Source organism: Kitasatospora sp. NPDC041988 (assembly GCF_055588525.1).
In genome coordinates, this window is sequence record NZ_JBVJCO010000021.1 from 54751 (window position 1) to 71476 (window position 16726).

At 75.3% G+C, this 16726-nt stretch carries 16 protein-coding genes; 6 read left to right on the plus strand and 10 right to left on the minus strand.

Going from position 1 to position 16726, the window contains the following annotated elements:
- The first annotated feature begins 52 nt into the window (after positions 1-52).
- Together ACZ6NC_RS21640 and ACZ6NC_RS21645 are read left to right on the plus strand one after the other, a co-directional pair.
- Positions 53-556, plus strand: a complete 504-nt coding sequence (locus tag ACZ6NC_RS21640) for an SseB family protein (RefSeq protein ID WP_374106062.1) — start codon at positions 53-55, stop codon at positions 554-556.
- A gap of 165 nt (positions 557-721) precedes the next feature.
- Complete coding sequence (locus ACZ6NC_RS21645; protein WP_465735095.1) at positions 722-1672, plus strand: pirin family protein; 951 nt, start codon at positions 722-724, stop codon at positions 1670-1672.
- Between the two features lie 94 nt (positions 1673-1766).
- On the opposite strand, the gene ACZ6NC_RS21650 is transcribed toward ACZ6NC_RS21645, so the two are convergent.
- The 9 genes from ACZ6NC_RS21650 to ACZ6NC_RS21690 form a co-directional block, all read right to left on the minus strand.
- Positions 1767-2588 (minus strand): integrase, encoded by an 822-nt coding sequence (locus ACZ6NC_RS21650; protein ID WP_396322807.1) that lies wholly within the window; start codon positions 2586-2588, stop codon positions 1767-1769.
- Between the two features lie 232 nt (positions 2589-2820).
- Positions 2821-3543, minus strand: coding sequence for a TIGR03086 family metal-binding protein (locus tag ACZ6NC_RS21655; protein WP_465735097.1), 723 nt, complete (start codon positions 3541-3543; stop codon positions 2821-2823).
- Positions 3540-4466, minus strand: a complete 927-nt coding sequence (locus ACZ6NC_RS21660) for an alpha/beta hydrolase (protein ID WP_465735099.1) — start codon at positions 4464-4466, stop codon at positions 3540-3542. The genes ACZ6NC_RS21655 and ACZ6NC_RS21660 overlap by 4 nt, the downstream gene beginning before the upstream one ends.
- A gap of 123 nt (positions 4467-4589) precedes the next feature.
- Entirely contained in the window at positions 4590-5174 is a 585-nt protein-coding gene (locus tag ACZ6NC_RS21665; RefSeq protein ID WP_465735282.1) for a TetR/AcrR family transcriptional regulator, read from the minus strand.
- A 269-nt stretch (positions 5175-5443) separates the two neighbouring features.
- The gene (locus ACZ6NC_RS21670) at positions 5444-7975 is read right to left on the minus strand and encodes an ABC transporter permease (RefSeq protein ID WP_465735101.1); all 2532 of its coding nucleotides are present in this window, start codon (positions 7973-7975) and stop codon (positions 5444-5446) included.
- Between the two features lie 168 nt (positions 7976-8143).
- Positions 8144-9460 carry an amidase gene (locus ACZ6NC_RS21675; RefSeq protein ID WP_465735103.1) on the minus strand — a complete coding sequence of 439 codons (1317 nt, stop codon included), beginning with the start codon at positions 9458-9460 and terminating at the stop codon, positions 8144-8146.
- A 37-nt stretch (positions 9461-9497) separates the two neighbouring features.
- A complete protein-coding gene (locus ACZ6NC_RS21680; protein ID WP_465735105.1) occupies positions 9498-9728 on the minus strand; it encodes a hypothetical protein in 231 nt (76 codons plus the stop codon).
- 99 nt (positions 9729-9827) lie between these two features.
- On the minus strand, positions 9828-10916 hold the full coding sequence (gene alc, locus ACZ6NC_RS21685) for an allantoicase (protein WP_465735107.1): 1089 nt from the start codon (positions 10914-10916) through the stop codon (positions 9828-9830).
- A gap of 59 nt (positions 10917-10975) precedes the next feature.
- A complete protein-coding gene (locus ACZ6NC_RS21690) occupies positions 10976-11893 on the minus strand; it encodes a LysR family transcriptional regulator (RefSeq protein WP_465735109.1) in 918 nt (305 codons plus the stop codon).
- A 151-nt stretch (positions 11894-12044) separates the two neighbouring features.
- On the opposite strand from ACZ6NC_RS21690, the gene ACZ6NC_RS21695 reads away from it, so the two are divergent.
- On the plus strand, positions 12045-13013 hold the full coding sequence (locus ACZ6NC_RS21695; protein WP_465735111.1) for an LAETG motif-containing sortase-dependent surface protein: 969 nt from the start codon (positions 12045-12047) through the stop codon (positions 13011-13013).
- Between the two features lie 64 nt (positions 13014-13077).
- Here ACZ6NC_RS21695 and ACZ6NC_RS21700 read toward each other — a convergent pair whose 3' ends face one another.
- A complete protein-coding gene (locus ACZ6NC_RS21700) occupies positions 13078-13740 on the minus strand; it encodes an ATP-binding protein (RefSeq protein WP_465735113.1) in 663 nt (220 codons plus the stop codon).
- Between the two features lie 286 nt (positions 13741-14026).
- Here ACZ6NC_RS21700 and ACZ6NC_RS21705 point away from each other — a divergent pair, with 286 nt between their 5' ends.
- From ACZ6NC_RS21705 to ACZ6NC_RS21715, 3 genes are all read left to right on the plus strand, one after another.
- Positions 14027-14875, plus strand: coding sequence for a hypothetical protein (locus ACZ6NC_RS21705; RefSeq protein ID WP_465735115.1), 849 nt, complete (start codon positions 14027-14029; stop codon positions 14873-14875).
- Positions 14876-15060: 185 nt separating this feature from the next.
- Positions 15061-15825: a YcnI family copper-binding membrane protein gene (locus ACZ6NC_RS21710; protein ID WP_465735117.1), complete on the plus strand. Its 765-nt coding sequence runs from the start codon at positions 15061-15063 to the stop codon at positions 15823-15825.
- 88 nt (positions 15826-15913) lie between these two features.
- A complete protein-coding gene (locus ACZ6NC_RS21715) occupies positions 15914-16582 on the plus strand; it encodes an SCO family protein (protein ID WP_465735119.1) in 669 nt (222 codons plus the stop codon).
- Positions 16583-16726: the final 144 nt, after the last annotated feature.

Here is a 16726-nt window from a genome sequence, read left to right on the forward strand (position 1 = left end):
TTGTCAGGATCGACGCCCGCACGAGCGGCCGCGCTCCCGATAGCCTGTCCGTGTGTACGGCTATGACCAGAACGCATACCCGGGCGATCCCTACCAGCAGCAGGCGGGACCGCAGCCGGGAATGAACGGCATGCCCGGCCCCGGCCCGTACGGCGAGCAGCCGCAGGCGTCGCAGCAGTCCCTCTACCCCGAGCCGTCGCCGCCCTCGCTGGCGGACGCCGTCCGGGCCTTCACCACCGGGTCGATGGCGGTGGAGGACTTCCAGGCCATCTTCATCACCTCCAAGGTGCACTGCCCGCGCGGCGACCGCCCCGGATTCCTGGCGCTGCACAACACGCCGACCCCGGTGATCCCGATGTTCAGCTCGCTGAAGGAGCTGCGCCGGTACGCCGGCAAGGACTCCAAGCACTTCACCGTCACCGGCGCCGAGGTCCTCGACCTGCTGCCGACCGGGTACGGCTTCGCGCTGGACATGGAGGGCGAGCACCGGATGGTGTTCGACGCGAAGGCGGTCGAGCAGATGGTCGACTTCACCATGCGCCGCATGTACGGCTGACAGCCGCTTCGCGTCCGCCGGCCATGGCCGGCGGACGGCCGACCCACCCCGGAAGGAGCCCCGCGGCCCCGCCGTCGCCATATGGTTCAAAATTCAACTTGCTTCTTGTTGAGAATTGAACTAACCTCGTGGGCGTAGGCCAGGAACCCCCCGAAGGAGGCCGACATGCCCGCCGTGACCGTCGAGAACCCGCTGACCCTCCCCCGCGTCGCCACCCCCGACCCCGCCGCCACCGGCGCCCGGCCGGTTCTCACGGTGGTCACCGCCCCCGAGGGCTTCGAAGGCGAGGGCTTCCCCGTCCGCCGCGCCTTCGCCAAGATCAACACCAAGTACCTCGACCCGTTCATCATGATGGACCAGATGGGCGAGGTGGAGTACGCCGCCGGCGAGCCCAAGGGCACGCCCTGGCACCCGCACCGCGGCTTCGAGACGGTCACCTACCTGATCGACGGCGAGTTCATCCACAAGGACTCGCACGGCGGCGGCGGCCACCTCGGCGGCGGCGACACCCAGTGGATGACGGCCGGCTCCGGCATCCTGCACATCGAGACCCCGCCGGAGTCGCTGGTGATGACCGGCGGCCTGTTCCACGGCATCCAGCTCTGGGTCAACCTCCCGGCGTCGGACAAGATGACCACGCCGCGCTACCAGGACATCCACGGCGGGCACGTCAAGCTGCTCTCCACCCCGGACGGCGGCGCGGTGCTGCGGCTGATCGCCGGCGAGCTGGACGGCCACCGGGGCCCCGGGGTCACGCACACCCCGATCACCCTGCTGCACGCCAGCATCACCCCGGGCGCGCAGGTCACCATCCCGTGGCGGCCGGACTTCAACGCGCTGGCGTACGTCCTGGGCGGCGACGGCAAGGTCGGCGCCGAGGGGCGGCCGGTCCGCACCGGGCAGGCGGCGGTGTTCGGCGAGGGCGACACCCTCACCATCTCCGCCGACAAGCTCCAGGACTCCAAGCACGCCAACCTGGACGTGATCATCCTGGGCGGGCAGCCGATCCGGGAGCCGGTCGCCTGGTACGGGCCGTTCGTGATGAACAGCCACCGTGAGCTGGAGCAGGCGATGCGGGACTTCCAGTCCGGCTCCTTCGGCCACCCGATCGACTGACCGGCCCGCCACGCGCGACGACGCCCCGGCCCGCCAGGGCCTGCCATCGAAGCAGCGCCCGCCCGCCTGGCAGGTGCTGCTTCGACGGCAGGCCCTACAACAACGCGTAGAGGGCCGAGGCGTCGTCGTGCGCCTTGCCGCGCGGCCAGCGCTCGCAGGCGGCGTCCGCCCGCTCGACCGCCCGCACCTGGGCGATCAGCTCACCCGGCCCCGACTCGGCGAGCAGCCGCAGCGCGTCGGCCCAACTGCCCAGGCCGAACCGCTCCGTGTAGCGCGACGCGCCGTCGGTCAGCGCGGCCACCGCGTGCAGCCGGTCCACGCCGACGAAGCCGGTCTCGGCGTGCTGGGCCGCCTTCGGGCTGGCAGCGGCGATCCACGGGCCGTTGCCGGTGTTCCGGGCGGCGCGCACGGCCAGCGCGTACTCCAGGTGCAGGGCGGCGCGCTCGGCCGAGCCGGGCACCGTCGACCAGACCTGCCGGCGCAGCTCCTCGCCGCCGGGGAAGCGCTGGTTGTCGCCGATCACCTTCGGCGGGCCGTCCTTGAACTGGAGCACCAGCAGCGAGTCGCCGAGCACCAGGTACTCCAGCGCGGCGCCGTGCCGGCGGGCGGCGACCACCATGGCCGCCGGCGTGTTGGGGTGGCCGAGGTCGCAGCGGCCGCCGTGCAGCGCGGCCGTCTCCGCGATGGCGTCGGCCAGGCACTCCCCGATCGAGCGGTCCGCGCGGTCGGTGAGCCGGGCGAGCAGATGCACCCCCAATCGCCGTACGTACCAGGGGGTGCCGTGGCGGCACCCGGACTCCAGGCCGGTCGGCGAGCTCGAACCGTCGAGCAGTACGAGCGCCTCCGGCGAGGCCGCCGCGAAATCCTCGCTCTCGCGGTCCGGCCGCCGTGCTTCCCCTGCGAGCTGTACCTGCATCCCGACAGTGTGGCCGCCGACAGCGCGCAGGCCCAGACCCGTGCACGCGGCGCGCGGGTCCGCCCCGGTGGCAACGGGAGTAATTCGGCCATACCGTCGGATACCGAGTGGACAATTCGGCCGATCAGGGCCTGCGGGGTTTGGGATCTCCTTCGGGGGGCTCGGCCTTCCGGCGCTGACGGGCCTCCCCAGGACTGGCGAGGAGCGAGAAATGGTCTGGCAGTTCTTCGTGCTACTGGCCGCCTCGATCGGCTTTCCGATCGCCGCACTGCTCTTCCTGATCGGCGGACCGCGCTTCCCCGACGAGCAGCGCGACGGGCGCTGAGCCCGGCCCCGGGCCGGCGGGCTGCGCCCACGCCGGGTCGCGGCCGAGCAGCGCCAGCGCGCGGTCGAACGGCCCGGCGCCGTCGGCCTGCTGACGGCGCTCCCGGAAGGCCCGCCCCGGTGCCCGGTCCGCGGGCGCGGCCGGCACCAGAGCGGCCACCGACAGCAGGGCAGCCGCGAGCCGCTCCTCGCCGTCCACCGCCTCGGCGACCCACGTCGGCGCGCCCAGGGCGGCCGCGACGTCCCAGGCGTGCACCAGGGTGTCCAGCAGATGGAAGCCGACGGCCCGGCCCAGCGGGAAGGGGCCGCCGTCGCGGATCTCCGGCAGCCAGAGTTCGCGTCCGGCCGCGGCGTGCGCCTCGGTGAAGGCCGCCGTCAGCTCCTCGGCCGAGCGCCGGAACGCGCCCGCCGGATCGCCGTCGACCGGGACGTCCCGCCAGAGTGCCCGGTCGGGCCCGGCACCCCGGGCGGCCGCGGCGAAGCCCCGGTGCTGGCCGACCACGTGCTCCAGCAGCCGGCGCAGCGTCCAGCCGGCACAGGGCGTCGCCAGCACCAGCTGTTCGGGCTGGACGGTGGTGACCACCTCGGCGGCCAACTCCAGGGATCGGGTGTGCAGTTCGAGCAGGCTCATGCGGCTCCGGCCTCCCGCACGAGGCCCTGCGCCACATCCGGTGCGACGTCCGGCGCGAGGCCCTGTGCCGCTCCCCTTCCGGCCGCCAGGAAGCCGACGGCGTTGTCGATGACGGTGGGTTCGGTGAGGATCCGGCGGTGGCCGAGGCCCCGGGTGACGACCAGGTCGAGCCGGTCGCCGTACGCGGCCTTGAGCCGGTGGGCGTGGCCGACCGGGACCACGTCGTCGCCCTCGTCGTGCAGCAGCAGGATCGGCAGGCCGATCTCCTCGGGGCGGCGGGCGGCGTCGAAGTACTCCGCGACGTTGCCGACGCCGGGGAACATCTCGCGCTCCATCAGCCGCCGCAGCCGCCGCTCGACCACGCCGTTCAGCCCGGCCCGGGCACAGAAGGCGGCCGGCATGAAGGAGACCTCGCCGACCCCGGCGACGGCGACCAGCCGCCCGGCCCGCAGGCCGCCGCGCAGGGCCAGGAAGGCGGCGTTGACGCCGAGCGAGTGTGCGACCACCGCCTCGAAGTCGCCGTACCGGTCCTGGAGCCGGCCGGCCAGCTCGTGGAGGTCGAGCACGGTGGCGGTGCGGCCGCCGGAGTCGCCGTGGCCGGGGGCGTCGAAGGCGACCGGGCTCAGGCCGAGCGCCCGCAGCCGGGGGACGAAGGCGGCGAACCGCGAGGCGCGGGACTGCCACCCGTGCAGCAGCAGGACGGGCCGGCTGCCGTCGCCCCAGCGGTAGACCACCACGGGCTCGCCGCGGACGGAGAGCTGCTCGGTGACCGCCTGTGCATGGACGTCGCGTTCGGGGGTGCGCACCCGGCCGCGCCGGAGCGGGTGGCGGAACAGCTGGAACGCGGCCCGGCCGGCCAGGCCGGGGGCGATCAGTGAGGTGGCGTTGAGGGTGGTGCGGATCAGTGCGACGGCCGGGTCCATCGGGTCTCCCTGTCGGTGTTGACGGGTCTGCCTGGGTGCGGGGGCCGAACTGCGGGAGATATTAGCACGACCGTTCGTGCAGTTTTATGGGCAAGGAGCGACCGCCGGAAGCACCCCGTGGGGTCAGGCCAGCTCGGGCGCCCGCGGGTCGACCGCCTCCGCCCGCAGCAAGCGCAGCGCCGCCCGCCCCGCCCGGTCGTACGGGGTCTCCTCACCGAAGAGGAGCGCCTGCGAGTTGGCCGTCTCCAGCACCGCGATCAGCGCGAACGCCAGGTCCTCCAGGTCGGCGTCGGCCCGCAGGCCGCCCGCCGCCCGGGCCTGCGCCAGCGTGTCGAGCAGCAGGTCGCGCCACTCCCGGGCGCAGTCGGCCAGCGCGTCGCGCAGCGGGCCGGGGCGGGCGTCGAACTCGGCGCTCACCTCGTAGAAGAAGCAGCCGCCGGGGAAGACCCGGGCCCGTGAGTAGGCCAGCCAGCTCTCACAGAGCCGCCGGGCCCGGCCGAGGCCTGGGGCGGTGTCCTGGACGGGAGCGACCACCGCGTCCGCGAAGATCCGCCGGGCGGCCCGGATGGTGGCCAGTTGCAGCTCCTCCTTGGAGCCGAAGCCGGCGAACACCCCGCTCTTACTCAGCCCGAGGTCGGTGGCCAGCCGGCCGATCGACAGCGCGTCCAGCCCTTCGACGGAGGCGATCTCGACCGCGCGGCGCAGCACCGCCCGGCGGGTCTCCTCACCGCGCTGGACCCGTCCGTCGGCCCGCCCGTCGGCGCGGACGGCCGCGCGTCCGTCGGTCCGCCGGTCCGTGCGCCCGCCCGTGCGCCCGTCCGTGACAGAGCCGCTCACAGTCCACCTCAGCTGTCCGTCGGGACGGGAGACCCGTCGTAGCGGGAGCGCCGCCGGGCGGCCCACAGTGGTGAGCCGCCCGGTGCGCCTGCGTTCCGCCAGGGTATCGCCGTCGCCACGCTCTCCGACGTGGCCGGCGTTCACTTGGCCGGGACCCCGAGGGCGGGTGCCCGCAGGGCCGGCCGGGCCGGCAGGGTGGTGGCGGCCAGGGCCAGCACCGCGGCCAGGATGAGCACCCCGGCGTAGCCGGTCCAGCCCCAGGCCACGTCGGCCGTGCCGGTCATGCCGAGGCTGAAGGCGGTGAGCACCGCGAAGGCGATCGCCGAGCCGACGGTGACGCCGGTGGCCACCACGGCGACCGACTCCAGCCGCAGCATCCCGAGGATCTGGCGCCGGGTCGTGCCGGTCAGCCGGAGCAGGGCGAACTCCCGGCGGCGGTCGGCGGTGGCCATGGCCAGGGTGTTCACCACCGAGATCGCGGTGAAGCCGAGCACCAGGGCCATCCCGAGGTAGTTGGCCTCGGCGCCGTTCTGCCGGGCCTCGGCCGCGATCTCACCGCTCTGCGCCCGGTCGAGCACCCGGACCCCGGGGAAGCCCGCCACCGCCGCGCTCAGCCGCTCCCGGGTGACCTGGCCGTCGGCGGCCACCAGGACGGCGGCGGCGAGCGGATTGTCGACGTGCCGGGCCAGCAGGGCGTGCGAGAGCGTGAGGTCGCCGAAGCCGAGCCCGCGGGCGTAGATGGCCCGGACGGTCAGCGTGGCGGGAGTGCCGTCGCCGAGGACCAGCCGCACGGTGGAGCCGGGACGCACCCCGAGGCCGCCGGCCGCCGTCTCGCTGACCGCGAGGTCGCCGTCGCCGAAGCCGGCCAGCGTGCCCGCCGTCACCTTCGGGTCCCAGCTCGCCTCCAGGCCCTCGGTGGTCACGCCCTGCACGGTGTACTTCTCCAGGTCGATCCGGGCCGAGCTGCGGAGCACCTCGGTCACCGCGGTGACGCCGGGCAGCGCCCGCACCGCCTGCGCCGCCTGGCCGGGCACGCCCGGCGCGCTCGCGGCCAGCGTCCACGGGGCCCGGACGCCGTCCTCGGCCTGCCGGGCGGCCGCACCACCGAGGGTGGACTGGGTGAACAGCACCGTGCAGACCATCGCGGTCAGCAGGGCCAGCGGCGCGGCGGCGGCGCCGAGCCGGCGGGACTCGGCCCGCAGGTTGGCGGCGGCCAGGTGGCCGCTGACCGGGAAGACCCGCAGCGCCCCGCCGATGACGGCGGACGCACCCCGGGCCAGCACCGGGCCGAGCAGCGAGACCGCGACCGCCAGCACCACCACGGCGGCGAAGGTCACCGGAGTGGCCGCCTTCTCGGTGTCCAGCACGGCGAGGACGGCGACCAGCACGATGCCGCCGACGAGCACCAGCGCCCCCACCAGCGCCCGTGCCCAGCCGGCGCCCGGCACCTCGACCGCGGCCTCGGACAGGGCCTGGCCGGGGCGGATCCGGGACGTCCGGCGGGCCGAGATCCGGGCGGCGGCCCAGCCGGCCAGCAGGGTCGCGAGCACCGCGGCGAACATCGGGAAGACGCTCAGCGTGTGGTGCAGGGTGTCCGGCACCGCCCCGAGGTCGACGAAGCCGTCGTACAGCCACCCGCCGGCGGGCAACCCGGCGAGCGAGCCCAGCGCGCCGGCGGCCAGGCCCAGCAGCAGCGCCTCGCCGCCGATCATCTTCCGCACCTGCCGGGGCGTCGCCGCCACCGCGCGCAGCAGGGCGATCTCCCGGCCCCGCTGCTGGATCATCAGGGCGAACGTCCCGCTGACCACCAGGACGGCCACCAGCAGTGCGGTGCCGCCGATCGCCGCGCCCATGCTGACCAGCTTCACCCGGGCGCCGGCGGCGTCCGGAAACTCGGCCTGCCCGCGGTCGGCGCCGCGGTGGACGACGGCGTTGCCGCCGGCCAGCGCCGGGGCGAGGTCGCGGGCGAGCTTCGCCGGATCGGTGCCGGGCGCGGGCAGGACGGCGATCGCGGCGACCTGGCCGGGCCGGCCGGCCAGCCGCTCGGCCTCGGCCGGGCTGAAGAACAGCGCGCTCTGCTCGGTGAGTTCGACGCCCCGGGCGGCGGCGATGCCGGAGATCCGGTAGGCGACGGGCGTCTGCGTGGAGCGGACGGTCAGCCGGTCGCCGACGTGCAGCCGGGCCCGCGCGGCGAGGCCCGCGTCGACCACCAACTCGTCGGCGGCGGCCGGCGCCCGGCCCTCGGTGAGGGTGAACGGGGTCAGCTCGGCGGAGGCCCAGGAGTGGCCGTAGCCGGGGAGCCGGTCGGCGGCCACCGGCTGGGCGGGGAAGGTGAGTTCGGGAACGGCGGCGCGGACGCCCGGCACCGCGGCGATCCGGTCGGCCAGCCCGGCGGGCAGCCAGGCCCGTTCGGCGAGCGGCTTGGCCTTCTCCTTGGTCTTGGTCTTCCCGTTGCCCTTGTCCTTGACGGTCGTCTGGTGCACCTGCTGGTCGCCGGCCACCACCAGGGGGGCGCCCGCGTACCGTTCGGTGCGGATCTCGCCGCGCAGGCCGGTCTCCAGCAGGGTGCCGCAGGCGGTGACGGTCAGGGCGGCGAAGAACAGCGCGCAGAAGGCGCCCACGAAGCTGGACCGGCGGGCGTTCAGGCTCTGGAGTGCGTAGGAGAACAGCATCAGACCCACGCTCCCGGGCGCGTCGGGGCGAGATCGGCCCGGCGGGAGCGGCGCTGCGGGCTGGGGTGACGGGGCGGCTTCGGCATGGACTCACCCTCCCGCGCGGCCGGGTGCGGGCGCAGTGCGGCGGTCCGGCGGATCCGGGCGGGGGTTAACCCCCTGTCCGCGCTACCCGCAGGCCCCCAACGCCCGTTCCAGCACGGCCGCCTGTGCCAGCAGCCGCTCGTCGGCGCCGGCCGGGCCGACCACCTGGAGGCCCAGCGGCAGGCCGTCCGCCGTCGCACCGGCCGGCAGGCTGAGCGCGGGGAGCCCGGCGTAGCTCCACGGCAGCGACATCACCGCCTCACCGGTGCTGCCCAGCCCGGACGGGGCCGGACCGGTCGCGGCGGGCGCCAGCACGAGGTCGACCCCCGAGGCCGCCCAGACCTCGGCGAGTCGGCCGCGGAGGTGTTCGCGGACGCGCAGCGCCGTCGCGTAGTCCTCCGGCTGGACGGCCTGGCCGTGCCGGATGCCGGCCGCCGTCTCCGGCCGGTAGAGGCCGCCGAAGCGGGCGAACCAGTCGGCGTGGGTACGGGCCTGCTCGAACCGGTTGATCGTCTGCAACTGCCGCACCAGGCCGCCGAAGTCCGGCAGCAGATCTACCTGACGCACCGTCAGTCCGGCCGCAACCAGCAGCTCCAGCTGCTCGTCGAAGGCCTTCCGCGCCTCCGGCAGGGCCCGCTCCAGATAGGGGCCGACCGGCACCCCGAGGACCGGCGGTCCGGCCGGGTCGGCCTTTTCGGCGCGCCAGTCGTCGCAGAGCAGGGGCGCCGCCAGCGCCGCGCCCGCCAGGTCGGCGGTGAACAGGCCCAGGGTGTCGAAGCTCGGCGCGTTCGGGATCACCCCGTCCACCGGGATCCGCCCGTAGGTCGGCCGGAACCCCACCACCGCGCAGTAGGCGGCGGGCCGGATCACCGAGCCGACGGTCTGGGTGCCGATCGCCAGCGGCACCAGCCCGGCCGCGACGGCGGCCGCGGAGCCGCTGCTGGAGCCGCCCGGGGTGTGCCCGCTGTGGTGCGGGTTCCGGGTCGGGCCGGGGGCGGCGCCGGCGAACTCGGCGGTCACCGTCTTGCCCGCGACCAGCGCGCCCGCGGCCCGCAGCCGGTCCACCACGGCGGCCTGCGGCCCGGCCAGCACGCCGGGCGGCAGGGCGGATCCGGCGTGCGTCGGCAGGCCGTCGACGTGCACGATGTCCTTGATCCCGACCGCCACCCCGTACAGCGGCGGCGCGGCGGCCGGATCGGGGTACCGCGCGGCCAGTGCGCGGGCCTCGGCGTGCAGCCGCTCGGGCCGGCCGGGCTCGGGCACGAACGCGTGGATCAGCGGGTCCACCTGCTCGATCCGGCCGCAGAGCCGGTCGACGTGGACGTCCAGGCCGGGACGGCCGGCCCGCAACTCGGCGGCCTCGCGCACCAACGACCGCGGCCGGACCAGGGATTCCTCCATACCGACCACGGTAGACCCGCCTCACCGCGCACGGTCGCTACGGGTGCTCCGGCGCCAGGTACGGCGCCTCGCGCAGGTAGTACGCGCCGCAGGTGTGGCAGCAGAGTTCGGGCGTCCTGCCCCACTCCACCGGCTCCCGCAGCGGCGCACCCTCGTCCAGTTCCCGGCCGCACATGGCCACGGCCTCGGAGCCGCGGACCATGTGCCAGAGCCTCACCCCGGCGGCCGGGCCGCCGTCGCCGTACTCGGCGCGCATCTGGTGCATCATCTCCCCATCGTCCGGCGGCCGTCCGGCACCGGCAACCGGGGGAGCTCGCAGGCCGGACCGGGCCGCCGCGGACCCGGGCGGGCCCCGAAACAGGACGGATCAGACCAGGCTGCCGTGCAACCGCAGCCGGGCGATGCCGCCGTCGGGGAAGACGTCGAGCCGGACGTGGGTGGCGGGCCGGGGCGCGTCCAGCACCAGACGGTGGACGGCGTCGGGCTGGAGCCTGGTCCGCGGCACCAGCTCGAACCACTCCTGCGGGTCCGCGGCCTGCTCGTCCCGCCCGTACAGCGCGGCCCAGCCGGCGGCGTTGCCGACGTAGTAACCGGTGTCGATCTCCACCGCGCGGATCGCGCCGCGCCCGGCCAGCCGGAGCCGGACCCAGTCGTGGCCGTCGTCCCGGCGCCGGCGGTTCTCCCAACCATCGCCCATCGCACGTGACTTGCCGGGCAGCGCAAGGTTGGACGGGGGCGAGAAGAAGCGGTCCGAGGCGTCCTCGACGGCGCCGCCGTGCTCGATCGCGGCCAGGTCGAAGGTGCCGAGCGCGGCCAGCCAGGCGGCGTCCGGCCGGGCCTCGCCGTGCACCCGCAGCCGGGCGATGCCGCCGTCGGGGTACTGGCTGAGCCGCAGGTGGGTGAAGCGGCGGCCGCCCTCGACGGCGAAGCCGTTGGCGGCGTGGCCGCGCACCGGCGAGCGGGGCACCAGCGGGTGCCAGACGGTGGAGTCGGCGAGCAGCTCCTCCGGGCCCGGGGTGCCCGGGAGCTCGGCGCCTTCGAGGCTTATCTGCTGCGGGTAGTTGCCGCGGAAGTGCGCGGTGTCCACGATCACGCCGTGTACGACTCCGGGCACGCCGAGGCGGATCAGCGCCCAGTCGTGGTCGTCGGCGGTCGGGTGCGGGCGGTCGGTGCCGGCGCCGCGGCGGCGGCGGGTCTCCCAACCGTCCATGATCTGGCCCTTGTTGCCGAAGGTGTGCGGGCGGAACTCGGCGGGCTCGGGCAGCAGCAGGTTCTCGCGCTCGGCGAACAGCTCGTCGTTGGCGGCGATCACGGCGCCGCCGAGCCGGCGGTCGGCCAGGTCGGTCAGCGCGGTGAAGGCGAAGTCGCCGGTGCGGTAGTCGGCGTAGGGATTGCCGCCGGCGTAGGGCAGCGCGTCGGCGTCGGGAAGGGTCCTGGGAGCGTTGTCGGTGGCCATGCGTCCACCTTGACCCCGGCGCACCCATCAGGTCCATCACAAAGAACTGAGCAAACCGTTCATTCTGACTGAACGATCGAGGCGGCGGCGGCCAACGCCGCCAGCACCCGGCGCAGTGGCGGCGTCTCCTCCGTCCCGGCCCGGACCGCCGCGACCACCCGGCGGGTCGGCAGGTCGGCGGGCAACGCCCGGACCACCGCCCCGCCGCCGCGCCCCGCCGAGGCCAGCCGGGGCACCAGCGCCACCCCGAGGCCGGCCGCGACCATCGCCAGGATCGCCGTCCAGTCCGCCGCGGTGTGCGCCCGCTCGGGCCTGAACCCGGCGTCCGCGCAGGCCGCCAGCGTGATCTCCCGCCAGGGCCCGGCGGCGCCGTAGATCCAGGGCTCGCCGGCGAGGTCCGCCAGCCGCAGCCCCGGCGCGCCGGCCAGCGGGTGCCCGGGCGGCAGCGCCACGTCCAGCGGGTCGCTGAGCAGCACCGACTCCACGAACCGCGGGTCGCCGCCGGCCGGCTGCACCGCGAGCGACAGCGCCAGGTCGACGTCGCCCGCCGCCAGCAGCCCGTACGCCCCGGCCGCCTCCGCCTCGACCACCCGCACCACCAGCCGGGGTGCGGCCTCGCGCAGCCGGGCGATCGCCGGCACGAGCAGCCCGCCGATCGCGGTGGCGAACGCGCCGACCCGCACCTCGCCCGCCTCGCCGTGCAGATACCCCGCGAGCTCCGCCTCGGCCCGCTCCAACTGCCCGAACACCAGCTCGGCATGGTGCAGCACCAGGCGCGCCGCACTGGTCAGCCGGACCCGCCGGCCGTACGGCTCCAGCATCGGCGCACCCAGCTGCTTCGCGAGCGCCGACACCTGCTGCGAGACCGCCGACGGCGACAGGCAGAGCCGCTCGGCCGCCGCCGTCACGGTCCCGCACTCACCGACCGCCCGCAGCACCCGCAGCCGTCGCAGATCCCACTCGCCCACCGCACCCATCGCGCCAGGGTAGATCCCTCCCGACCACCCCCGCCGAAACCCGCCGCCGCCCCCTCGATAAGGTGCCGCTCCTGCGCAGCCGCCGGTGATCACAACCAGGCGCCAAGTCGCGCATACAGAGACAGAATTCACCTAAATGGGGGCAAAGATCGTGCGCTCTTCCCGCCTACTGGCCGCGTCCACGCTGCTCGCGCTCTCCCTCGGCGCGACCGTCGGCACGGCAACCGCCGGCGCCGCCGCCATCTCGCCGAGCCCGAGCGCGACCACCTCGGCCACGCCCACCCCGACCGGGACCCCGACCCCGACGGGCACGAAGTCGGCCACCGCCACGGCGACCGGCTCCCCGAGCGCCTCCCCGACGGGCACCCCGTCGGCCACGGCGACGGCGAAGCCCACCGTCCGGCCGACCAGCCCTGCGCCGACGCCCACGTTCAACGACCGCTGCCACGGTGGGGTGTACCAGAGCTCGCTCCTCAAGGTCACCGGCACCGGCCTGTACGGCACCACCCTGGTCAAGGGCGGCCCGGCCGCCGAGATCACCGTGACCTGGGAGAACAACAGCGGCGTCGACCTGCCCGCCGTCCACAACTCCCTCTATGTCACCGACGAGTTCGACGGGGACCGCCCGGTCCAGTGGAGCACCGAGTTCTTCGACGTCCAGCTGAACAGCGGAACCGGCTGGAAGCCCGCGAAGCTCGACGACCGCGCGCTGCTGGTGCCCGACTTCAAGCTGGCCAAGGGCGAGAAGCACACCGTCCAGGTCCGGATAGCCGCCACTGCCAAGGCCCCGGCCGGGAAGTACGGAGCCAATTACGACTCCGGCTCGGACGCGTTCGACAACGACAAGGTCCCCACCCCGGCGAACAACAAGCCGAACGCCTGCACCCAGTTCTACGGCTACTACGAGGGTGAGTTCAAGGTCGCGGAGGCCGGTGCCGCGACCACCCCCGCAGCCGCCGGCTCCCCCTCGGCGTCCTCGGCGAAGGCCGGTCCGCAGCTGGCTCAGACCGGCTCCAGCTCCAACACCCTCCCGATCGCCCTCGGCGGCGCCGCCGTGCTCGCCGCGGGCGCCGGCACCCTGCTCGTCCTGCGCCGCCGCAAGGCCGGCTCGCACAGCTGACCCCGGTCGGCAGCGGGAGAAGGGGTACGGGCGCGCTGCCCGTGCCCCTTCGGCGTGCCGGGGGTCAGCAGGCCCGGAGGAGGGCGTCGTCCTGCCACTTGAGGATCTTGTCGAAGCTGACGATCGCGCCGCGCAGCGGATGGTTGCGCAGCTGGACGTGGTCGGTGAGGGCGTGGATCAGGAAGAGGCCGCGGCCGGACTCGGCGGTGAGGTCGGGGAGGGTGTCGAGGTCCACCGGGCGCAGCGTGGGGGCCGGCGGGCGGCAGGGCAGCACGTGGGTGTCGTAGGGGCGGCCCTCGCGGCGGGGGCGGTGGGCGGTGAGGACCGGCCCGGGGACGCTGGCCCGGCCGCGCCGGCTGCGGCGGGGCCCTCGCCCGGACGCCGCCGGGCGGGCCGGCGGGGCGGCCGGCCGCCGCAGCGGAAGCGGGCCGGCAGCGGCAGGCGCGGCGGGGGCGGGGGCGGGGGCGGAAACGCCGGGCCCGGAGTCGGTCACCTCGATCCGCAGCAGGTCGCCGTTGATCGACGCGGTGACCTGGAAGCCGTCGTCCGGCCGGCCGCCGGCGCCGTGCTCGACGGCGTTGGCGCAGGCCTCGCTGAGGGCGACGCCGAGGTCGTGGGCGACCTGCGGGTCGACGCCCGCCGTCGCCATCGCACCGAGCAGGATGCGCCGGGCCAGCGGAACGCTGGCCGGGTCGCGCTTGAGGTGCAGAGTCCACCAGATGTCCACGGGAGGTCCCTCCTGGCTGCGGCTCCACATACAACTAGGTATCTCCGGGCGATCCGGCGGTGAACCGTGCCGAAGGTCCGCCACCGCCCGTTCGGCGGATGGACTGGGGCCTCGGACTGTGCCAAGCGGCGCACACCGGGGGTCGCACGCCGGGGCCGAACGGGGCATTCGTGGGGCTTGTCCGACAATTCGCGTCGCCCGCTCGGCGGGGCTTGTCGGACAAGCTCCCGGGATTCCCCACCCTGCCCGTGTCGCCCCTGTGGGCGATGAGATGATGGGCCCCGCCATGACTGCCCTCGCCGCCGCCCCGCACCCGGGCGCCCCCGCACCGGACGCGCCGGTGGGGGCCGCCGCCTGGGATCTGCGGCTTGCGCGGGCGGTGCCGTTCGCGCTGGTCTGCACGCTGATCGCGGCCGCCGGGCACGCCCTGGCCGGCGGCGGGAACGTCGCCCCGGCCGCGCTCGCGACCGGCTTCGCGGCCGTCCTCGTCCTCGCGGTGGCTTTCGGCGGGCGGGAGCGCTCGCTCGCCGCCATCGCCGGTGCGCTCGGCGCGGGCCAGCTCGGCCTGCACTGTCTCTTCCACGCTTTCGGCGGTCACGCCACTGCGGCGGCCGGCGCCATGGCCGGCATGCACCACGGCGGGACCGGCGGCTCCGGGCCGCTGACCCTGCCGCAGGTGGCCGGCCGGCTGCTCTGCAACGAGGCCCGCCCCGGCACGCTGGCCGGTCTGCCCGGCAACCCGTCCGCCGAGCAGCTGGTCTCCAGTGCGGGTCTGGACCCGCAGGCGTACGCCGTCGCGCCCTGGTGGCAGGGCGGTCTCTTCGGCATGACGCCGTCGATGCTCGCGGGCCACCTGGCCGCCGCCCTGGCGGCCGGCTGGTGGCTGCGCCGCGGCGAGGCCGCGCTCTGGCGGCTCGTCCGGATCACCGCCGCGGCCGCCCGGGAGCACTGGGCGGCGCCGCTGCGGACGGCGTTCGCGCTGGCCGCCGTCCTGCTGCGCGGCCTGCTCGGCACACCCGGCGGCCCGGCCCGCCGGTTCGGCGCACGCGGCGGGGAGCACCCGCTGCCGGCCGGTGCCGCACTGCGGCACAGCGTGGTGCGGCGCGGCCCTCCGTTCGGGGCGCTCGCGTACTGACCCGCCGTCCTCGGGGCGCCCACTCGCTCCGGGCCCGGGGTGTACGCAGCAGCAGAGCCGTACCCGCACCCTCGCGCGGTCAGCGGCCCCCCACTCGTCCCCACGCCGCGCGGCCCCGCCGGCGCACGGATCACCGTGCCCGCAGCGGTCCTGCCGCCGAGCCTCCGAACGGAGACCCCGCCATCATGCGTTCCCTGCCTGCCCGTCGTATCGCCGCCGTCGCCCTCACCGCCGCCGCGTCCGTCGTGGCCCTGGCCGGTCCGGCCTTCGCGCACGTCACCGTGAACCCGGGCAGCGCCCCGCAGGGCGGCTACACCGCCGTCGACTTCCGGGTGCCGAACGAGAACGACACCGCCTCGACGGTGAAGCTGGAGGTCAACCTCCCGCTGGACCACCCGCTGGCCTCCGTCCGTACCCTCCCGATGCCGGGCTGGACGGCAACCGTCGAGAAGTCCAAGCTCGACAAGCCGATCAAGGTGCACGGCAACGACGTCAACGAGGCCGTCTCCAAGATCACCTGGACCGCCGACGCGGGCACCAAGATCGCCCCCGGCCAGTTCCAGGAGTTCCGTGTCTCGCTCGGCCCGCTGCCGACCGACACCGACAAGCTGACCTTCAAGGCGCTGCAGAGCTACGACAACGGCGACGTCGTCCGCTGGATCGACGAGGCCAAGGACGGCCAGCCCGAGCCGGCCAAGCCCGCGCCCGTACTCGCCCTCGCCAAGGCCACCTCCGCCGACGGCCACGGCGTCACCGCCTCCGCCTCCGCCACCCCGGCCGCGGACGGCCACGGGCACGACGACGGCGCCAAGGACGAGGCCGCCGGCTCCGCCAAGACCAGCGACTCCACCGCCCGCGTGCTCGGCGTGGTCGGCATCGTGGTCGGCGTGATCGGCGCCGCGTTCGGCGTCCTCGGCCTGCGCCGCAAGAGCGGCGGCTCGGCCTCCTGACCCCTCGCACCGGCGGGGCCGTCCCCGTGCCGCACCCGTGCCCGGGGGCGGCCCCGCCGGTGGTCCACCGCGCACGATCGGATCCCCCATGGCTCGCACCCCCCGCACCGCCCGCCTGGCCGGCGCCGCCGCCGTCGCCCTCGCCGCCGCGCTCACCCTGACCTCCTGCGGCTCCGACGGCGGCAGCACCAGCCCCGCCAAGGTCACCCGGCAGAAGGCCGACTCGCCCTACGAGGGCACCGTGCTCGGCAAGAACTTCGAGAAGCCCGACCTCCAGCTGACCGACACCGCCGGCCAGCCGTACGACCTTCGGCAGAAGACCAACGGCAAGGCCACGCTGCTCTTCTTCGGCTACACCAGCTGCCCGGACGTCTGCCCGACCACCATGGGCGACATCGGCGTGGCGATGAAGAAGCTCTCCCCCGAGGAGCGGCAGAAGGTCAACATCGTCTTCGTCTCCACCGACCCGCAGCGCGACACCCCGCAGGTTCTGCGCACCTGGCTGGACTCGATGGGCACCGACTTCATAGGCCTCACCGGGGACCTCGCCAAGGTGAAGACGGCCGCCAAGTCGCTCGGCATCATGATCGAGGACCCGGTGGTCAACGCCGACGGCACGGTCACCTCCACCCACGGCGCGCAGGTGCTGGCCTTCCTGCCCTCGGACGACAAGGCGCACGTCCTCTACCTCAGCGGCACCGAGGAGAAGACCTACGAGCACGACCTCCCGCTGCTCGCCAAGGGGGTCTCGGCGTGAGGAGCACGGGCGTCCTCGGCTTCCGGCGGACCGCGCTCGCGGGCGCGGTGCTGGCGACGGCACTGGGCGGGGGGGGGGGGGGGGGGGGGGGGGGGGGGGGGGGGGGGGGGGGGAGGGGGGGGGGGGGGAGGAAAGGGAGGGGGA